The sequence below is a fragment of the Desulfocapsa sulfexigens DSM 10523 genome (genome assembly GCF_000341395.1).
GTDB classification, from domain to species: domain Bacteria; phylum Desulfobacterota; class Desulfobulbia; order Desulfobulbales; family Desulfocapsaceae; genus Desulfocapsa; species Desulfocapsa sulfexigens.
On sequence record NC_020304.1, the window covers coordinates 3,471,475 to 3,489,426 of the forward strand.

A 17,952-nucleotide genomic window follows, 5' to 3' on the forward strand; every position below is an offset into this window, starting at 1 on the left:
ACTATCACCATGTTAACAATAGCCTTAAAGAGCTATGCCGGGTTCAAGGCCTTGACTTACATCCAGATGAACGTTACATGATACATCCAGTATACCAATTCCGTCAATTTGATTTAGCCATTTCTCTTATTTTCCAGACTTTACCCATGTGTGAAATTTCCAGAACAGAAAATCCGAGCCACCGTGACATTGAAAATCTCTTTGCTCAGGCCTGTCAACTCCACCAAGACGGCAAGTTGGAAAAGGCTCTTAAGCTTTACAGACAACTCTTAAAAAAACTTCCTGGCTTATCATTACTTCACTTTAACTGCGGTCTGGTTCTCTTTGAACTCGGGTTGTTTCAGGACGCTGAAAACCATTACCGGAAAGCTGCAGGTTTGCAGGAAGACGATCCCGATATTCATTACAATCGTGGGCTTAACTTTAGAAGGTTATATAAGTTTTCAGAAGCTGCACAGTCTTTTGGATATGCCATCAAAGCAGGTGACACAACGGTTGACACATTCTACAACCTTGCACTCTGCCACCAGGATATGGAAGATTATGCAGTAGCAGAGCGCTTGTATATGCGTATTCTTAAAGAAACACCAGACCACCTCTCAAGCCTCAACAATTACGCCTATCTCTGTCATAAATCAGGAAACATTAAAAAGGCAGAGCAACTCTACAGGCAACTGTTGTTGTATAACCCGCAGCATCAAGGCGCAAAACACATGCTTGACTCACTCTCAGGAGAAACCCCTGACACGGCCCCACTGGAGTACGTGGAAGCTGTTTTTGACAATTATGCAACCGAATTTGAACAGAGTTTAATTGACAATCTTGAGTATAGAACCCCTACAACCTTACACACCCTTTACAACAATTTATTCCCAGACTCTTCAAGGATTCTTGCCCTTGATCTCGGGTGCGGAACCGGGTTGGCAGGACAGGAGTTTAACGATTGCTGCAGGGAAATTATCGGTGTTGATATCTCAGAAAAAATGCTGCATGTTGCGGCTGAGAAAAAGATATACAAAAAACTGATCAAAGACGACATCCTTCACTTTCTCCAAAACAGCAGTGACGTCTTTGACTTGATTGTGGCAGTCGATGTCTTCACATATATGGGGTGTCTTGAACAGGTTTTCGCATCATGTTCGGACAGCAGTAGTGATAAGGGCCTCTTTCTTTTTTCGGTGGAAGTTTCACACAGTGAAACTTTTGAACTGAAGACAACAGGACGTTTTGGACACTCCCACGACTATATCAATATGGTATCCCAAAAAACAGGCTGGACTATTCTGAAAAGTGTCCATAGCAGATTAAGAAAGGATGGAGGAGAGTGGATAGAAGGATTTATTTTTATTCTCGAAAAACACGCAGATCCGCCAGGAAAATTCTAACAACAGAAAAAGGTCAAAAATCGATATCAACGCAGTCTTCAAAAAACTTCCCAAGGTTCTAAAAGTAGCCGCTACGCTGTACAAACCAGCAGATCAGCAAGCCTGAAGACATTGAAAAAAGACCCAGTATGCGAAGATGTTCTGCCTTCATCTCACTTATTTTTTTCAACCATTCACGCATGGATTCCGGGGATGCAACATAGGGTATACCTTCTACTATTAAGACCATGCCTACCAATAAAATTAAAATTTTCATAACTATTTCCCATGCAATTTGATATCATCAGCAAATGACAAGATGCTCCTAGATGGTTTGGAGATTCCTTGCAATTTCACAAAACTCTTACTAATATGCATAAGTTTTCTCAATCCTTAACGATAACTAATATAATAGAAAAATGAGCGACGTAAAACAATCTAAATACAGTGAAGCCGGAGTCGATATTGACAAGGGCAATGCATTTGTTCATGGAATTAAAGACATTGTCAAATCAACGCATCAGCGCGGTGTTTTAAACGATATAGGTGGTTTTTCAAGCCTTTTTGCCATAGACACTGACAAATATAAACAGCCAGTGCTGGTAACCTCAACCGACGGTGTCGGTACAAAACTTGAGATTGCCAAGCGATGCAATAAGCACGACACCATAGGCATTGACCTTGTCGCAATGTGCGTGAATGACATCATCGTTGGTGGCGCCAAGCCCCTCTGTTTCCTTGACTATTACTCAGTAGGAAAACTCGAACTTGACGTTGCCACCGAAGTCGTAAGAGGTATTGCTGAAGGCTGCATCCAGTCTCAGTGCTCCCTCGTTGGTGGAGAGACTGCCGAGATGCCAGGTCTTTACAAGGCAGGAGACTACGACCTCGCAGGATTTGTTGTGGGAATTGGTGACCGTGACAAATTGATCGATGGTTCTGAGATACGGGTTGGCAACAAAATAATCGGACTCAGATCATCCGGTCTTCACTCCAATGGTTTCTCCCTGGTTCGTAAAATATGCTTTAGCGACAATGATTTCAGCGTGGATCAGTACATGGAAGAACTCGGCTGCACCCTTGGCGAAGAACTTCTCAAGCCAACTAAAATCTATGTTCAGTCGGTTCTTGGAGTACTCAAAAGCTTTAAACTAAACGGTATCGTTCACAACACGGGTGGTGGTTTTATAGACAACATTCCACGAATACTGCCTGCAGGGTGCAAAGCTGACATCAACTGCGGATGCTGGCAACCACAACCCATCTTCGATTTCCTGGCGGAGAATGGTAAGGTTCCGAAAGAGGAAATGTACCGTACTTTTAATATGGGTATCGGCCTAATGATTGCTGTGGATGATGATGCCGTGGAAGAAATCATTCTTCGCTTCCAGGCCCATGGTGAAGAGGCCTTTGTTATTGGTGATATCACAGCTTTAAAAGAGGGTGATGAACAGGTTAACCTGACTTTTGAAAGACGCAAGTAGAGACAAAAAACGTGTGTAACCTTCCGAACTGCCTCAGATAAGCTGTCGCTCGCGGTTACCCCACTCCGCAGTCACTGGTTCCCCCCTTGATCTTATCCAGGGCGTGGGCCAGTGAGGGCAGCAGTACTGCAATATTTTCCCGAGCAGCCTTTTCACTCCCGGGTAAATTAATAATCAAAGAGTTTCCGCGAATACCAGCTATCCCCCTTGAGAGTACTGCATGAGGCGTTTTCTTCAGGCTTTCAGCCCGCATGGCTTCAGCCATTCCAGGGATCTCCTTCTCTATGACATCGGCCATTGCCTCAGGAGTTACATCCGTTGGCGCAACCCCTGTCCCACCCGTCGTCAGAATAAGATCGACTTTCTGCTCATCCACCCATGAAATAAGGGTCTCAGTAATCCCTTTGGCCTTGTCGGGAATCACAGCGTAGGCCTTCTGCTGATACCCCAAATCATTTAAGGTCTTCAGTAGATACGGCCCACTGGTATCTTCTCGTTCTCCACGTGATCCCTTGTCACTCATGGTAAGAACCCCGAAGGTAAATCTGCCAGTATCAATCTTCATTTCTTTACAATTTTCCTATTCTGCCTGGTTCGCCGCAACAACCTTCTCTGCGATCATAGCCGGAACTTCCTCATAATGAGAGAAACTAACGGTAAATGTTCCAAGTCCTCCTGTCATCGCTGTAAGATCTGCTGCATACAATAGAACCTCTGCCTGCGGAACCTGGGCCTTTATGATTTCACGCCCCTGATCCGCATCCATTCCCATAACCTTTCCGCGACGGGAATTCAAATCTCCCATGATATCCCCAACATGTTCCTTACCTACCACGATGGTCATATTCATAAAGGGTTCAAGAAGTACAAGTCCAGCCTCCTGGGCCCCTTTTTTAAATGCAAGAGAACCTGCAATCTTGAACGCCATCTCCGAGGAATCCACGTTATGGTAGGACCCATCTATCAGGCTGACCTTAATGTCAACTACCGGATATCCAGCCATGACACCCTTCTCCATGGCTTCAAGGATGCCTTTTTCAACTGCAGGACGATACTGCTGTGGAATAACCCCACCAACTATTTTATCTTCAAACTCAAAACCTTTTCCGCTATTTGGACCGATTTCAACGGTGCAGTCACCAAATTGGCCCCGGCCACCACTCTGTTTTTTATGTTTTCCCTGTACCGTTGCAGTTCCACGAATAGTTTCCTTGTAAGGAACCTTTGGCAAGGAAAGTTCCATCTCCACACCGAACTTGCGTTTAATCTTGGCCCCGACCACATCGAGATGAACTTTTCCCACACCGGAAATGAGAACTTCACCGGTCTGCGGCTCCCTGGAAAGTCTGAGGGTAAGATCTTCATCAAGCATTCTGGTAATGGAGGAGAAAAGTTTTTCTTCATCACCTTTACTTGCACGAATAGCATAGGAAATAACGGGTTCCATAACATCCAGATCATCATAAATGATTGGTGCAGAGGCATCGCAAAGAGTATCTCCAGTGGTCGTTTCCTTAAGTTTGGCCACCGCAACAATCATTCCCGGTCCGGCACTCTCCACGGCCCTCTGTTCCTTTCCTTCTGGAATAAAAAGCTGGCCAAAACGCTCATCTGTTTCCTTGCTGCTGTTATAAAAGGTATCGCCCGAGAGGGTTCCAGAATAAATTCTAAAAATGGTTAAACGGCCAGCATAGGGGTCAGCCATGGTTTTAAATACCTGAGCTGAAAATTTTTCATCCGCTGCTGCCTTGCGTTCGACTGGTTCTCCATTTTTATCAACGCCGATGAAATTTGGACGATCTGCTGGGGACGGCATAATATCATTAATGACATCAAGCAATGCTGACGTTCCAAAATTACTGGTTGCGGCGCCCAAACATACGGGTACGATAGCACCACTTGCAACCCCACCCTTTAATCCAGACTGCAGATCTTCCTGAGAAAGTTCACCATCTTCCAGGAACTTTTCAATCAGGTCATCATCTGTTTCTGCAACCTGCTCCATCAGGCTTTCACGATAGAGGGCGACATCGTCTGCCATATCATCAGGAATATCGGTTTCCACAAGAGTACCTTTTCCACTTTCATCAAACAGGTAGGCCTTCTGACTCACCAGATCGACAAGACCACGGAATGAATCTTCTTCCCCAATAGGCAGGTGCAAAATAACGGGGGTAACTGGAAGGGACTCCTTTATCTGATCAATGGTTCTTGTAAAATCTGCCCGCTCACGATCAAGCTTGTTAATCATGATGAGCGATGGCAGTTTTCTACTTGCTATAAAGTCAGCAAATTTAATAGTCTGCCCTTTAACGCCAAGAACAGCTCCAATGATAAAAACGGCCCCATCAACGACCTGGGTTGCCACGTAAGCTTCATTGAGAAAATTATCATCACCCGGAGTATCCATAAAGTAAACATCATGCTTCTTCCATGAGTAATTATGAAATGAGTTATTAATGGAAACATTCCGCTTGATTTCTTCATCTTCAAAATCGAGGGCCGAAGTTCCCTCATCAACCTTACCGAGACGTTTGATCTTACCGGCTGTGTACAGCATGGCTTCAGCCAAAGAGGTTTTTCCACAACTTCCGTGTCCAATGATCGCGATGTTTCTTATCTTACTGATATCCTGCATGCAAACCTCCTTGAAAATAACAGTTGTGCCATCGTCTCGTCGATGGAATACAAGGATCAATCCTCAGACAAGCAAAAGCCCTTGATCAACTCCGAATAGGTAGAATATTTCTCTATCCATATATTCAATATTTTCAATGAAAGTCAAGGATGTTCGCTAATTCCCTATTCATTCACCATAAATAATGAAAAGGTGAAAAATGAGAGGACTTTATCTGGCAATGCACTGCAAAAGCCTGTATACATACAGGGTTTATATTTATTAATTCTTTGTATTTACTCTACCTCCCGACCATACGTGAAAAAAGAAGCAAAACAGAGTGGAAAAATCGCCCGATCTGCCGGAACCGTGTCCATTGCAGTTATGTGCAGTCGAGTACTCGGACTTGTCAGAGAGCAGATTTTTGCCGGAATGTTTGGCGCAGGATTCGCCTACGATGCCTTTGTGGTCGCCTTCCGCATACCAAATCTCCTGCGTGATCTTTTTGCAGAGGGAGCATTGTCTGCTGCTTTTATTACGGTTTTCACTGATTATGACACAAACCGTTCCAAGCAGGAAACATGGCAGCTTGCTTCAAACGTTCTCGTCTTTTTCGCCATACTTCTTTCTGCCATCACTCTTCTGGGAATTTACTTTTCCGAACCTCTGGTAAACCTTCTTGCCTCGGATTTTTCAACAGTTACTGGAAAGCAAGAACTCACCATCCTCCTTACCAGAATCATGCTCCCCTTCCTCGTTTTTATTTCACTCGCTGCTGTAGTGATGGGGATACTGAACTCCAGAGGGAAATTTTTCATTCCTGCCATGGCTTCCGCCTTCTTCAATCTTGGTTCCATCGTTGGTGGCGTGAGTCTCGCATTTATTCTTCCAAAATTTGGTCAACCTGCAATTGTTGGAATGGCCATCGGAACACTTCTTGGTGGTTTGTTACAACTTTCTATCCAGTTTCCTGCCCTGCTGAAATGCGGTTTCCGGTTTACTCCACGGCTTCCCTTTAAAGACCCCGGCCTTAAACGGATTATCACCCTGATGATTCCTGCTGTTATTGGCCTTTCCCCCACCCAGATTAATATCTTTATCAATACCAACTTTGCCTCCTCCTGCGTTGAAGGATCGGTTTCCTGGCTTAACTACGCATTTCGCCTGGTACAGCTTCCTATTGGAATTTTTGGAGTGGCACTCTCCATTGCCGCAATGCCCGTTCTTGCAAGACATGCCGCAAAGAAGGACATCGGCGGGATGAAGGAAACCATGGTATCTTCGCTGACCATGGTCTTTGGCCTTACTATCCCGGCTTCCATTGGTCTTATGATGCTTGCTCAACCAATAATTCACATTATCTTTGAAAGAGGTGCTTTTACAGCTTTTGATACGATAGCCACCGCTAATACCCTCACATTGTACGCTGTCGGACTTTTTGCTTATTCCTCAAACAAAATTCTCGTTCCGGTTTTTTATGCCTTGGAAGACACAAAATACCCACTTATTGCATCATTTATTGCGGTGGGTGCAAACCTGCTCATTATCAACCTGACCATAGACTCCTACCAACATCTGGCAATTGCCCTTTCAACATCCTGTTCAATGATTCTTAATTTCTTCTTTTTAAGTGTGGTTCTTTACCTGAAAACAGGAGGATATTCTGTAGGCTATCTCATAAAGGCGTTAGGGAAAATCATTGTTGCCGGAACCGTAATGGCCGGCTTTCTCCACTGGAGCAGAAGCCTTTTCACAACACAGTTAAATGGCTCATTTCTTCAGGCATCTTTTGTCCTCCTTATACTTATTATTGTTGCCGCTTCACTGTACGGCCTTCTCCTTCACCTCATGAAGCTGCGGGAACTCACGTCTGTAACAAGTAAAATATACGAAAAATTCGGACGATAAATAGTTCTGCTTCTTTCTAAAAGAGTAAAATAGCACTTGCTTTATTCGTTATACACCCTAGAGTAGAGCCTGAGCTAGAGATTCAACTCAATCTCATGAAAACCCCGTAACCGCTGTGCACCCTTCCTGGTTAGGATTCCGCAGTTTTTTCTATTTCAGAGTATCGTTAATCAGGATAAAAATATTATGAAAACTTTTAAAGAATTAGGCATTGATGAAAACATCCTGAAGGGTCTTGAAGCTCTAGGATTTGAAACTCCCACAGCTGTCCAGGAACAGGTAATCCCACTGATGATTGAAAAACAGGTCGATCTTGTCAGCCTGGCTCAGACTGGAACAGGAAAGACAGCAGCTTTTGGAATTCCCCTGATCCAGTGGACCAATCCTTCAAAACGGCACACTCAGAGTCTTGTCCTGTGTCCCACCCGGGAACTCTGCATTCAAGTCGCCAAAGACCTTGAATCATTCTCAAAATTCGTACCCAAAATAAACATTCTTGCCGTCTATGGCGGTGCCCGTATTGACCAGCAGATAAACAGCCTTCAAAAGGGTGTTCAAATTATTATCGCAACACCGGGCCGCCTTAAGGATCTCCTTAACCGCAAGGCCGTTAATCTTTCTAAGATTAATTATGTGGTTTTTGATGAAGCTGATGAAATGCTGCAGATGGGGTTCCAGGATGAGCTTACAGCTATCCTCGCTCACACTCCGAAGGAAAAAAACACCCTTCTTTTCTCTGCAACCATGCCACAAGAAGTCGCCAGGATTTCACAGAAATATATGTCAAATCCCATTGAACTCACGATTGGTACCAAGAATGCCGGTGCTGAAAATGTTCGTCACGAATTTTATCTGGTTCACCCCAAAAATCGCTACCTGGCTTTAAAACGGATTGTCGATAATTCACCCGACATTTATTCTATTGTTTTCTGTAGAACCCGTAAAGAAACCAATGATATTGCTCATAAATTAATCCAGGATGGTTACAATGCGGATGCGTTACATGGGGATCTCTCTCAGGCCCAGCGTGATCAGGTCATGGGTAGATTTCGCTGTAGAAACATTCAGATCCTTGTAGCAACGGATGTTGCGGCAAGGGGTCTTGATGTGAACGACCTCACCCATGTGGTCAACTATAACCTGCCCGATGAAACATCGGGATACACCCATCGCAGTGGCCGAACAGGAAGAGCCGGGCGCAAAGGGATATCCATCGCCATCATCGCTTCAAATGAACAGTACCGCCTTCGATTGATCGAAAATAAAATACAGAAAAAATTTATTCAGTGCAGAATCCCGACTGGAGAGGAAATCTGCAGAAAACAATTAATCAACCAGATCGATACCGTCATGGATGTAAAGGTAAACCATGACCAGATTGCGCCTTTGTATGAAGAAATTGCTGAGAAACTAGCCCACCTCGATCGTGAAGCCCTGATTAAACAATTTGTTTCACTCGAATTCAACCGCTTTCTCGAATACTACAAAAATGCAACCGATTTGAATATTAGTTCAACCCAAAAAGACGGTCGAGGCAGAACGGAAAGAGCTCCTGGAGAATTACAGAAGGACCTACTGCACCCCAAAAACAAATTCACCACTTTCAGTATAAATGTTGGGAGGCGCCAGGGTATAATGCCACAGGGGGTGATTGGGAAAATAAATGCAATTCAGGATGTTGGTAGGATAAAGATTGGAAAGATAGAAATATTGAGAAACTCAGCGACCATTGAAGCGGACAGTCGTTACACCGCTCAGATACTCGCAGCCTTTCAGCGTTCTGAAATAAACGGAAAGACGATCTCTATAGAAATCACAAAATCCAAAGGTCCTTCAAAAGCCTATGCAGGAAAACGTAAGGGCAATTTTCACCGTAGAGAGCGAAAGCCACAAGCCGCCTAAGCATTCAGCGACAGAGAATCTGCAACAGGGTTCACCAACCACTTGATCCCTGTTGCAGTAAAAACTCTGCTTTTATGACTCCCTGGATTTTAGAGCCTCACGTAGCTCCGCTATCTCTTGTTTCAGCACATTCATTTCACTTTTTTTGGCAAGATCCATTTTTTTCAGAATTTCCTCTACTTTTTCCCCTATCTGTTTCTGGAGTTCCTGTCGTGACTCTTCGGAGCGAGTGACAAGGTCTTTGACCAGATCCTTCCCTTCCTGTTCCGTCATTTTTCCTTTTTCAACAAAATCCTTGGCAACTTCTTCCAGTTTCTCTTTGGTTAGGGCAGCTACCCCGACACCTGCCAATAATGTTTTCTTTACCAATTCAATCATTCCCTTCTCCTTTAACGGTTTCAAAAAACTTTGCTGCGATTTCGGCCGCCTCGACAACAGATCTGCAGTTCTGCACTCCTGTGGCCAAGTGATGGCCGAAGGAAAAATTTGAACTATAATAATGAGTAAACTGTTTTAAACGCCCGAGACACCGTTCCGGTAAAAAACGATCCTGCAACAACTCAATAAAACGAAAATATATATTTTTTACATTGTGTTCAGTTGAGATATTAAAATTGTATACCTCTTTGGCGATATTTGCAAACAGCCAGGGCCTGCATACTGCCCCCCTGCCTATCATCAGTCCATCTGCACCCGACTGTTCCAGACAGTTTCTGGCATCATTGACAGAAAAGATCCCTCCATTTGCAATCACAGGTATTTTTACTGTTTTCTTTACCTTTCCAATCCAATCCCAACGTGGTCGTCTGCAAAACTTCTCTCCCTGCAAACGTCCATGAACCGTTAACAGATCAACACCTTCGGCCTCAAGCATTTGACAAAATCGCAACAATCTCTTTTCATCCAGCTGTGCTCCAAGCCGTATTTTCGCACTGATGGGAAGATGGGTAACTGCCCTTAGAGAACGTACGGTCTGCTGAGCAACATCGGGAGGCGTGAAGGAGCCAGCCCCTAATTTGCGGAGGGCAGGAGCGGGACACCCTAAATTTAAATCAATCCCTTGAGCATTGAGGAGATGAAGCCTCTCCACTGCAGGAACTATGTCCTGATCTGGTCCTGCAAATATCTGATAAAAAAAAGGGGTCTCTTCTTGAGTACGGCATAGAAATGGAGAGACTGTTTCATTCTCGAAAGGAAGTCTTTGAACCGAAAGCATTTCACTGAAAAACAGGCCAATTCCACCTAACTCCAGAATTAGAATCCGAAGAGCTGAATGTGAAAGACCAACCATGGGGGCAAGAGCCAATGGCGGATTGCACTGCAGGTAGGGGGATACAAGAGAGTCATTCTTATCAGAAGATGAACCGATACAGAGTGAATGCTTGTGGCACATATCAGGCGGCATGTCCTTTCCTTTCGATCCAGCCTCTTCAAAAAGCAACGCTTATGACCTGCCAATAATATGTTTTACAATATCCTGCCCGATTATTTCATCAAGTTGTACATGTACAGAATATTCAGCTTCACCCTGGCCTTGAAAACGAACGGCAACAATTACACCCTTTGTGTCTATCGGCTCAATCCCTTTAACTGTTATATTGGTTTTTATACCTCTTCCGAGTAAAAGCCTGGCATTTTCTTTTCTGGAGATTTTGATAAAAAAAGAGAATCCACCACAGGAAATATCAACAATCTCTCCGTTAAAACTTCTCATACTTGCGTTACCATATTCATCGAGCAAGGTGTGTTTAACAAGAAGTGACACGGGAAAACGAGGGTACTGACGGCGATCCTCGCCTGACATTTTAAGAAGTTTCGGTACTGTTTCGGCCTTCGAACAATAATTGATGAGACAAGACTCAATCCCTGGAAATTGTTCTATCAATTCAAGGAATACTTCTCTTTCAAGAACGTGTATTTTTGTTGTCCCGATTGCTGTCAGTGCTACAGTCCAGATTGACACATCAAAAAACGGTGTGGTTCCTATAATTTCTCCGGGCCCAACCTTTTTGAGAAAGACCTCATCCTGACCTCTCCAACAGGTTAATCTTGCCTGACCTGAATTAATAAAATAAAGCAATGGACTGTTTGCACCCTGTTCAACTATAATTGTCCCTGTATCATATTCTCTTGATTTAAGAGCTTCATAAAGAGCATTAAATTCATCAGTGGTAAGAGAATCATACAAATCCTGCCAGATACTGATATGACTTGTGGTAACAGATGAGGAGCGTTCCTCTTCAATGCGTTCCCCAGCCTTTATAACTTCCGCCAGTGCGTTTGGATCTACTTCAAGAATGCGATCCCTCAGCATTTCAGCAGCTTCAAATCTCTTCTCTTCTGCCGCTTCAATACATTTTTTATAGAGCAATTCACTGGCATCAGCTACCTGCCCTTTCCCGAGAAGAACAGCTACCTCTTCATTTATCATCTGCACCTGACGCAGAGCAGGATTTTTAACCGATGGATCATTGTCAAAGGAGACATTGTCATCGGGAGGCTCAGGTTCTAGATTTACGGATTGTTTAGGGAGTTCTTTTTTGGAAAAACGAGGCTGAAGGATGTGAAGCGAATTGCGTGCAGCACGGGACACAGGATCGACCTGAGGATCATATTTAACACTCCGCTCCTCCAGGAGCATGGTAAGAAGATTTACTGCTCGAATGGAGTCACTGAGCCGAACATGTATTGCCAGACTTTCGAGTAATTCGTCACGAACATTGGGAGAGAAAGTATCACGCCGGGCAAGAAGATCGAGAAAGGCATCAACAACCTCCAGGCCTCCCAACTTGCCAAGATGGCTGATAAGACCTGCTTTCAGGTTATCATCAACCACTGGTAACGCTGCAAGCAGATAGCCGCCAGGGTTGGTAACGGCAACTTCATTGATACAATCGATAACCTGTTGCTGAATGCGAATATCCTCATGGGAGAGACATGGCATGATAAGTGGTATCAGATTTTCATCATCCATTGCTGTTATCATCAGAATGATGTTACGAATTCCGTACCAGGGAAGTTTTTTCTGGAGGTATTCCTTTAAAACTGGAACTGCAGCGTAACCTGTTGCAGGAATGAGCCCAACCAGACGAAGCCTGTCTTCTTTTTCCTGACAATTTAACAGGGTTTCAAGGAGGTGGATCGCAGCCTTACGTCCAAGATGAACAAGAATCTGTTCTGCATACTGTCTTCTTTCACCACGTCCTCTGAGGCAAACAATAGTTAATTCCTCGAGTACATAGTCAGTGGCCATTGCCTCTTGAGATCTCCCGACAATACTTCTTATTGCATTACTTTTTTCGTTCACTCCCGACTGAATCTGGTAAAAAATTTCCAGAAGAACACCACACTCCTTCCAGAGTCCTTCTTCAAACATCCGTATGCCATTTTCCTGCAACTGTTTACAGACGATACCGCAAACGGAAAGGAAAAGTGTCTCAGCACGAAGCCAACGCAGAAGGATCCCGGTAATCACATCAATAAGATCACGATGCTCTTCCCGATTGAGTCCTCCCATACATAAGCTGAGTGCCATCACAGCACGCTCACGTACATTGGGGTTTTCGGAACAGGCACAATCTCCGAGCTGTTCAAACAATTTTTTTACACGATCCCGGTTGCCGGTTGCGCTATAGACAGAGATAAGTTCAGGAAGCTTTCCCATAAACTCATCGTTGAGAAGAACTTCACTGTTACCATTCTCCAGATCAAGAACAAGCTTCAGCAATCTGCGTTCAGCACGCTGTTGTTCCTCTTTTGCGAGAAGCTTCCTGGCATTTTCCTGAGCTTCTCTCTGTTTTTTTATATCTATGTCCATAAATCCCGACGAATATTTTCTCAAGCAGCAGCGATTAACGACAATTTCTATATTTTCAGACAGTTACGCAAAGCCACACAAAAATCGTATCATATCAGACGCCAATTGGGAACAACAATTACTTACACGGAGAACCACCAGTACGTAAAAGATCCTTCCGAAGCTTTCTCAAGTCGGCCATATCCTCAATACCAAGAAGAGAACGAAGCCGCGAAGATTCATTTTCAGCCTCCGGGTAGTCGTACTCAGCGGCCAGACTAAACCAGGCAAGGGCTTTTAACAGTGACTGCGGTACCCCTTTCCCCTTTTCGTATAGAGTTGCCAGAAAAAATTGTGCGGCGGGCCAATCCTTATGAGCAGCGCAGGCATACCAGCAGGCGGCCTTGTGTATATCTTTTTTTACTCTATTGCCATATTCATACTTCAGGCCGAGGTACAAACATGCACCAGCAACACCAGCCTTAGCGGCTTTTTCAAGCCAGATTACGGATTGCTCAGGATCGCGCTCTATTGTATCAGTTCCGTATTCATAGAGCAATGCAAGAGCGTACTGAGCCTGAGAATCTCCATCCTCTGCAGCCAAAAGCACATCTGCCTCGTAACTGTGTTCACTGGCGCCCCCGTGACAGGAAAACAGGAGCACAAGTACAAAACAAAAACAGCCGCTAGCCCTGACAAAAAAAGGACTAACGGCTGATAGGTATGAAATATGTTTTGACAATTTACTGGATTGGCTCTCCAAAGGCATTCAGGGCCCTGGCGGCAGTTACATCAACAGTCACATACATGGTTAATGTCGTGTCAGACATTGCCCCATTGGGTTCTATATTCATCATACAGGTTTTATTTGGTTTGGTGAAAGCAAGAATCACATTTTGGCTGGAGACTTCACCAGCAAGTTTCCACTTGTTTTTCTTCATTGAGGCAATGATGAACTCTTTCAGAGAATGCATTTCAACACGTCCGGTATAATGAATAATTCCTCCACGAAAAGAACTTGTCTTGATGGACATACTATTTTTGGGGTTATATTTCATCTCAGAGGGAAGCTCAATATCCTCATAGTTTCCAACAGTGCTGCTAATAGCAAGGCTGCCATCGGTTCCGGCCATGGAAGTATCTGTCTGGGTGGTACCGGGCATACAGCCAGTGAAAGTGAGAAGCACTAGAGCAAGTAAACTAACAACAACCCCTTGATACTGATGTTTTCCATATTTCATAATCTTTTCTCCATTCCTTCAGTTTTCCAGCATTTTGCCGTATTCAAGATAAATAAAATCAACATTCTCTTTCTTTTTTTATCATTACAAGTAGATACTTCAGAGAGTCACTTTTGTCGAGTATTTTCCAGTCATACTGACCTAGAAACCAGGGTCAATTCAGACCTCCCAGGCACATATATTTTATTTCAAGATATTCTTCAATTCCATACTTTGAGCCCTCCCGTCCTATTCCAGATTCCTTCATTCCACCAAAAGGAGCGGCTTCGGAGGAAAGAATCCCCGTATTCACACCCACCATCCCATATTCAAGCGCCTCCGTAACCCTCCAGCATCGTGCTATATCCTGACTGAAAAAATATGAGGCGAGTCCATATTCGGAGTCATTGGCCATAGCCACCCCTTCGGACTCTTCCTTAAAGACAAAGATTGGAGCCACGGGGCCAAAGGTTTCTTCTCGTGCAATTTTCATATCTGTGGTTACGTTCATAAGGATGGTTGGTTCAAAGAAATATCCACTCTCTCCCCACCGCTTTCCTCCAGCCAGTAGAGTTGCCCCCTTATCACACGCATCCTTAATCTGCTCTTCTACCTTGAGAATAGCGTTTAAATCAATCAGCGGTCCCTGATTCACATCTTTATCGAATCCGGACCCCACTCGCAACTGTTCCTTCACAGCTACAGTCAATTTTTCAGCAAAACGTTGATACACGCCTTCCTGAACAATAAAACGATTGGTACAGACACAGGTCTGTCCTGAATTTCTATATTTAGACGCTACAGCATCTCTGACAGCCGCATCAATATCAGCATCATCAAACACAATAAAAGGTGCATGACCACCAAGCTCAAGGGAAACCTTTTTTACTGTATTACTGCAGGCGGCCATCAGCTTCTTTCCCACCGGCGTTGATCCGGTAAAACTGAGCTTCCTGATTATTGCACTACTGGTGAACTCTTCGCCGATAGTACGTGCGGGGCCAGTGATCACATTAAAAACTCCCTTTGGAATTCCGGCACGGTCTGCGAGTTCCGCCAAGGCAAGTGCTGAAAATGGAGTCTGAGCGGCAGGCTTGACGACAATACTGCAGCCAGCAGCAAGTGCCGGTGCAGCTTTTCTTGTGATCATGGCTGAAGGAAAGTTCCAGGGGGTGATGGCAGCGCAAACTCCAACCGGTTCCTTGAGTACAACAATTCTTTTTCCTTTTTGAGACATTGGAATTGTGTCGCCGTATACACGCTTTGCCTCTTCAGCAAACCATTCAACATAGGAAGCACCATAAAGAACCTCACCCTCTGCCTCAGCAAGCGGTTTTCCCTGTTCACTGGTCATTATGTAGGCAAGATCCTCTTTATGAGCGACAATAAGGTCAAACCATCTCCTGAGATAATCGGAACGTTCCTTGGCCGTCAGATTTTTCCAGATGACATACGCATCCTTTGCAGCTTCGATAACTCCTCTTGTCTCCTCTGCTCCAAATGAAGGGACTGAACCAAGGACACTGTTATCCGCAGGATTGAGTACTTCAATTGTCTTCTCTGCTGTAACCCACTTTCCATTCAGATAGCATTGCTGCCTGAATAAATCAGAATTCTGTAACTTCATACCATACCTCATTAAATACTATCAAATAGTGGGCCAAGAAATGACTCCAACCGTATTGTATAAAAAAATCTAACAGCCAGGTATCTATTTTTTCCTTAACGCAGTTGCTGCTCGACAAGAAATACCTGGTCGTATAGAGTGTTTCCCATCGCACATCCACAGGACACTTTTTTCCTCCTTTATATGCATAACATGCAGACAATGAGCACTCCAACACCGATAGACATTCATAAAGAGCCAATACGCCTAAGTCAGTTCCTTAAACTTGCCAATGTTGTCCAGGATGGGCTTCATGCTAAAATACGGATCACCGAGGGTGAGGTCATGGTGAATGGAAAGCCTGAAACACGCCGGGGACGAAAACTTGTTGCAAACGATCTCGTTGAAATCGACAATATAATTTTTCGGGTAAAAACAGCAGACAAATAAAAATTTGCTTGCAGTTGATTCAGGGAAGAATCACCTGATCGGCCTGTATGGAGTAGAGTTTTACCGCTCGTTCCACACCACGTAACTTTCTGACATCTTCTTCTCGTATGGGAAAATTCCCCTTCACATCCCTGTACACAGAATCGGTTATCAAAATCTGACCAGATTCAGTTGAATCGGCCAGGCGTTGTGCAATATTGACATCCGTACCAATTACAGTGTAATCAAGCCTTCTTGATGACCCTACATTTCCGTGAAAAACCTCTCCCCTGCTAATACCTATTCCCAAGCCAAGCTGTTTAAACACAGGGGACTTTTTCAGCCACTTGCATCGTAATTGTTCAAAGCCCTGAGAAAGCTCAACGGCAGTGCACACTGCGGCATTTGACGGTTCGTCAAGTTCAATGGGAGCACCGAAGGCAACAAGAGCTGCATCTCCCATAAATTTATCAAGAGTTCCTTTCCAGGAAAAAGCCACTTCAGCAAAGAGATCAAAAAATTCAGTCAGAAAGAGATGGATATCCTTATGAGAAAGATGTTGAACGGCAAGGGTAAAATTTCGGATATCAGCAAACAGGACAGTTATCTCTCTGACACCTCCAATTTTCATAATATTTTCACCGGACTTCAGCAGGATTTCGGCAACTTCCGGAGCGACATACTGTTCAAAGAGGGCTTTGGTACGAACATTCTGCTCGTGCTCCTTAATATATGCCACATTCTCAAGTGCCATAACTGCCTGACTGCAGATTACGGACAGCAGTTCCAGATCCGATTGGCTGTACTCAACATTCCTGGCAGTCTGACTGATGTTTAAAACTCCAAGAACCTGAGTTCGGCCAACAAGAGGAAAAGATATTGACGCTGCAATCTCTTCACGCTTCAGATATTGTGAAAGCGGAGACTGTTCCTGGGTCAGCTTGTTCAAAATAACCGGTTCACCATGCTTATAAACCCAACCGGCAATTTTTTCTCCTGACCTGACAGCAACGGATGCAGCGACAGCTCTATCAATACCTCTGGATGCTACGATGTGGAGACAGCTATCTTCCTTCACAAACATCATAAGTGACATTGAAGGAACTTTTATTTGCCGAGAGACGGCGTCGAGGAGAAGTTCATAGACCTCCTGCAGAGAGTTGGCAGCATTAAACTTTTCACCAAGTTTATACAGGGGCAGAATGGTTTTGAGGCGTGTGTTTTCTTCACGCAGGGCTGCTATGGCCAATGTTTCCTGGACAGTATTCACCAGGGTCCTGGCGTCCAGCGGTTTCTGGAGTACTCCGCTCAACCCTCTGTTCATTGCCGTCACCACCATATCCAAATCAGCATGACCAGACACAAGTAGTCCTGTAATTCCAGGGTCTGTCTGTCTAATAGTGTCAAAGGTTTCAACACCTGTCATCCCGGGAAGCATTGCGTCAACAATTATCAGATCAAACTTGTTAATCATTGCCATCTCCACTGCCTGTTCACCGCTATGGGCACAGACAACCTCATAACCACTATCTCCAAGAGCCATGCGACTTACATCAGCAATAGAGGCCTCGTAGGCTACAACAAGAATCTTCTGAGGGGACATAAATAAATACTCGCAGTAAAATC

15 protein-coding genes are annotated in these 17,952 nt (G+C 44.3%); 5 read left to right on the plus strand and 10 right to left on the minus strand.

The annotated features are described in order from the left end of the window. Positions 1-77 precede the first annotated feature (77 nt). Positions 78-1,385, plus strand: coding sequence for a tetratricopeptide repeat protein (locus UWK_RS15540; RefSeq protein ID WP_015405344.1), 1,308 nt, complete (start codon positions 78-80; stop codon positions 1,383-1,385). Between the two features lie 58 nt (positions 1,386-1,443). Here UWK_RS15540 and UWK_RS15545 read toward each other — a convergent pair whose 3' ends face one another. Continuing rightward, positions 1,444-1,641: a DUF2065 domain-containing protein gene (locus tag UWK_RS15545; protein WP_015405345.1), complete on the minus strand. Its 198-nt coding sequence runs from the start codon at positions 1,639-1,641 to the stop codon at positions 1,444-1,446. 142 nt (positions 1,642-1,783) lie between these two features. On the opposite strand from UWK_RS15545, the gene purM reads away from it, so the two are divergent. Further along, on the plus strand, positions 1,784-2,848 hold the full coding sequence (gene purM / locus UWK_RS15550; protein WP_015405346.1) for a phosphoribosylformylglycinamidine cyclo-ligase: 1,065 nt from the start codon (positions 1,784-1,786) through the stop codon (positions 2,846-2,848). A 55-nt stretch (positions 2,849-2,903) separates the two neighbouring features. Here purM and UWK_RS15555 read toward each other — a convergent pair whose 3' ends face one another. Next, positions 2,904-3,413, minus strand: coding sequence for a MogA/MoaB family molybdenum cofactor biosynthesis protein (locus tag UWK_RS15555; protein WP_015405347.1), 510 nt, complete (start codon positions 3,411-3,413; stop codon positions 2,904-2,906). A 15-nt stretch (positions 3,414-3,428) separates the two neighbouring features. After that, the gene (gene fusA / locus UWK_RS15560; RefSeq protein WP_015405348.1) at positions 3,429-5,486 is read right to left on the minus strand and encodes an elongation factor G; all 2,058 of its coding nucleotides are present in this window, start codon (positions 5,484-5,486) and stop codon (positions 3,429-3,431) included. A gap of 297 nt (positions 5,487-5,783) precedes the next feature. On the opposite strand from fusA, the gene murJ reads away from it, so the two are divergent. Together murJ and UWK_RS15570 are read left to right on the plus strand one after the other, a co-directional pair. Beyond that, on the plus strand, positions 5,784-7,373 hold the full coding sequence (gene murJ, locus UWK_RS15565) for a murein biosynthesis integral membrane protein MurJ (RefSeq protein ID WP_015405349.1): 1,590 nt from the start codon (positions 5,784-5,786) through the stop codon (positions 7,371-7,373). A gap of 186 nt (positions 7,374-7,559) precedes the next feature. Further along, entirely contained in the window at positions 7,560-9,275 is a 1,716-nt protein-coding gene (locus UWK_RS15570; protein ID WP_015405350.1) for a DEAD/DEAH box helicase, read from the plus strand. Between the two features lie 72 nt (positions 9,276-9,347). Here UWK_RS15570 and UWK_RS15575 read toward each other — a convergent pair whose 3' ends face one another. From UWK_RS15575 to UWK_RS15600, 6 genes are all read right to left on the minus strand, one after another. Further along, on the minus strand, positions 9,348-9,653 hold the full coding sequence (locus tag UWK_RS15575; RefSeq protein ID WP_015405351.1) for a phasin family protein: 306 nt from the start codon (positions 9,651-9,653) through the stop codon (positions 9,348-9,350). Then, positions 9,646-10,680: a tRNA dihydrouridine synthase gene (locus UWK_RS15580; protein WP_015405352.1), complete on the minus strand. Its 1,035-nt coding sequence runs from the start codon at positions 10,678-10,680 to the stop codon at positions 9,646-9,648. The genes UWK_RS15575 and UWK_RS15580 overlap by 8 nt, the downstream gene beginning before the upstream one ends. Before the next feature lie 39 nt (positions 10,681-10,719). After that, positions 10,720-13,092, minus strand: a complete 2,373-nt coding sequence (locus UWK_RS15585) for a cyclic nucleotide-binding domain-containing protein (protein WP_015405353.1) — start codon at positions 13,090-13,092, stop codon at positions 10,720-10,722. Between the two features lie 118 nt (positions 13,093-13,210). Continuing rightward, the gene (locus UWK_RS18755) at positions 13,211-13,813 is read right to left on the minus strand and encodes a tetratricopeptide repeat protein (protein WP_052327019.1); all 603 of its coding nucleotides are present in this window, start codon (positions 13,811-13,813) and stop codon (positions 13,211-13,213) included. 1 nt (position 13,814) lies between these two features. Continuing rightward, positions 13,815-14,312 (minus strand): hypothetical protein, encoded by a 498-nt coding sequence (locus UWK_RS18760; protein WP_015405355.1) that lies wholly within the window; start codon positions 14,310-14,312, stop codon positions 13,815-13,817. Positions 14,313-14,466: 154 nt separating this feature from the next. Continuing rightward, positions 14,467-15,918: an NAD-dependent succinate-semialdehyde dehydrogenase gene (locus UWK_RS15600; RefSeq protein ID WP_015405356.1), complete on the minus strand. Its 1,452-nt coding sequence runs from the start codon at positions 15,916-15,918 to the stop codon at positions 14,467-14,469. A gap of 201 nt (positions 15,919-16,119) precedes the next feature. Between UWK_RS15600 and UWK_RS15605 the strand changes: the two genes are divergently transcribed. After that, a complete protein-coding gene (locus tag UWK_RS15605) occupies positions 16,120-16,347 on the plus strand; it encodes an RNA-binding S4 domain-containing protein (protein ID WP_041917081.1) in 228 nt (75 codons plus the stop codon). Between the two features lie 19 nt (positions 16,348-16,366). Here UWK_RS15605 and UWK_RS15610 read toward each other — a convergent pair whose 3' ends face one another. After that, positions 16,367-17,929 carry a response regulator gene (locus UWK_RS15610; protein ID WP_015405358.1) on the minus strand — a complete coding sequence of 521 codons (1,563 nt, stop codon included), beginning with the start codon at positions 17,927-17,929 and terminating at the stop codon, positions 16,367-16,369. Positions 17,930-17,952: the final 23 nt, after the last annotated feature.

What these genes read in the sequence shown, in the direction of transcription:
- UWK_RS15540 (WP_015405344.1), top strand. Translation starts at nt 78, where the DNA reads ATGATACATCCAGTATACCAATTCCGTCAATTTGATTTAGCCATTTCT.
- UWK_RS15545 (WP_015405345.1), bottom strand. Translation starts at nt 1,641, where the DNA reads ATGAAAATTTTAATTTTATTGGTAGGCATGGTCTTAATAGTAGAAGGT.
- purM (WP_015405346.1), top strand. Translation starts at nt 1,784, where the DNA reads ATGAGCGACGTAAAACAATCTAAATACAGTGAAGCCGGAGTCGATATT.
- UWK_RS15555 (WP_015405347.1), bottom strand. Translation starts at nt 3,413, where the DNA reads ATGAAGATTGATACTGGCAGATTTACCTTCGGGGTTCTTACCATGAGT.
- fusA (WP_015405348.1), bottom strand. Translation starts at nt 5,486, where the DNA reads ATGCAGGATATCAGTAAGATAAGAAACATCGCGATCATTGGACACGGA.
- UWK_RS15570 (WP_015405350.1), top strand. Translation starts at nt 7,560, where the DNA reads ATGAAAACTTTTAAAGAATTAGGCATTGATGAAAACATCCTGAAGGGT.
- UWK_RS15575 (WP_015405351.1), bottom strand. Translation starts at nt 9,653, where the DNA reads ATGATTGAATTGGTAAAGAAAACATTATTGGCAGGTGTCGGGGTAGCT.
- UWK_RS15580 (WP_015405352.1), bottom strand. Translation starts at nt 10,680, where the DNA reads ATGCCGCCTGATATGTGCCACAAGCATTCACTCTGTATCGGTTCATCT.
- UWK_RS15585 (WP_015405353.1), bottom strand. Translation starts at nt 13,092, where the DNA reads ATGGACATAGATATAAAAAAACAGAGAGAAGCTCAGGAAAATGCCAGG.
- UWK_RS18760 (WP_015405355.1), bottom strand. Translation starts at nt 14,312, where the DNA reads ATGAAATATGGAAAACATCAGTATCAAGGGGTTGTTGTTAGTTTACTT.
- UWK_RS15600 (WP_015405356.1), bottom strand. Translation starts at nt 15,918, where the DNA reads ATGAAGTTACAGAATTCTGATTTATTCAGGCAGCAATGCTATCTGAAT.
- UWK_RS15605 (WP_041917081.1), top strand. Translation starts at nt 16,120, where the DNA reads ATGAGCACTCCAACACCGATAGACATTCATAAAGAGCCAATACGCCTA.
- UWK_RS15610 (WP_015405358.1), bottom strand. Translation starts at nt 17,929, where the DNA reads ATGTCCCCTCAGAAGATTCTTGTTGTAGCCTACGAGGCCTCTATTGCT.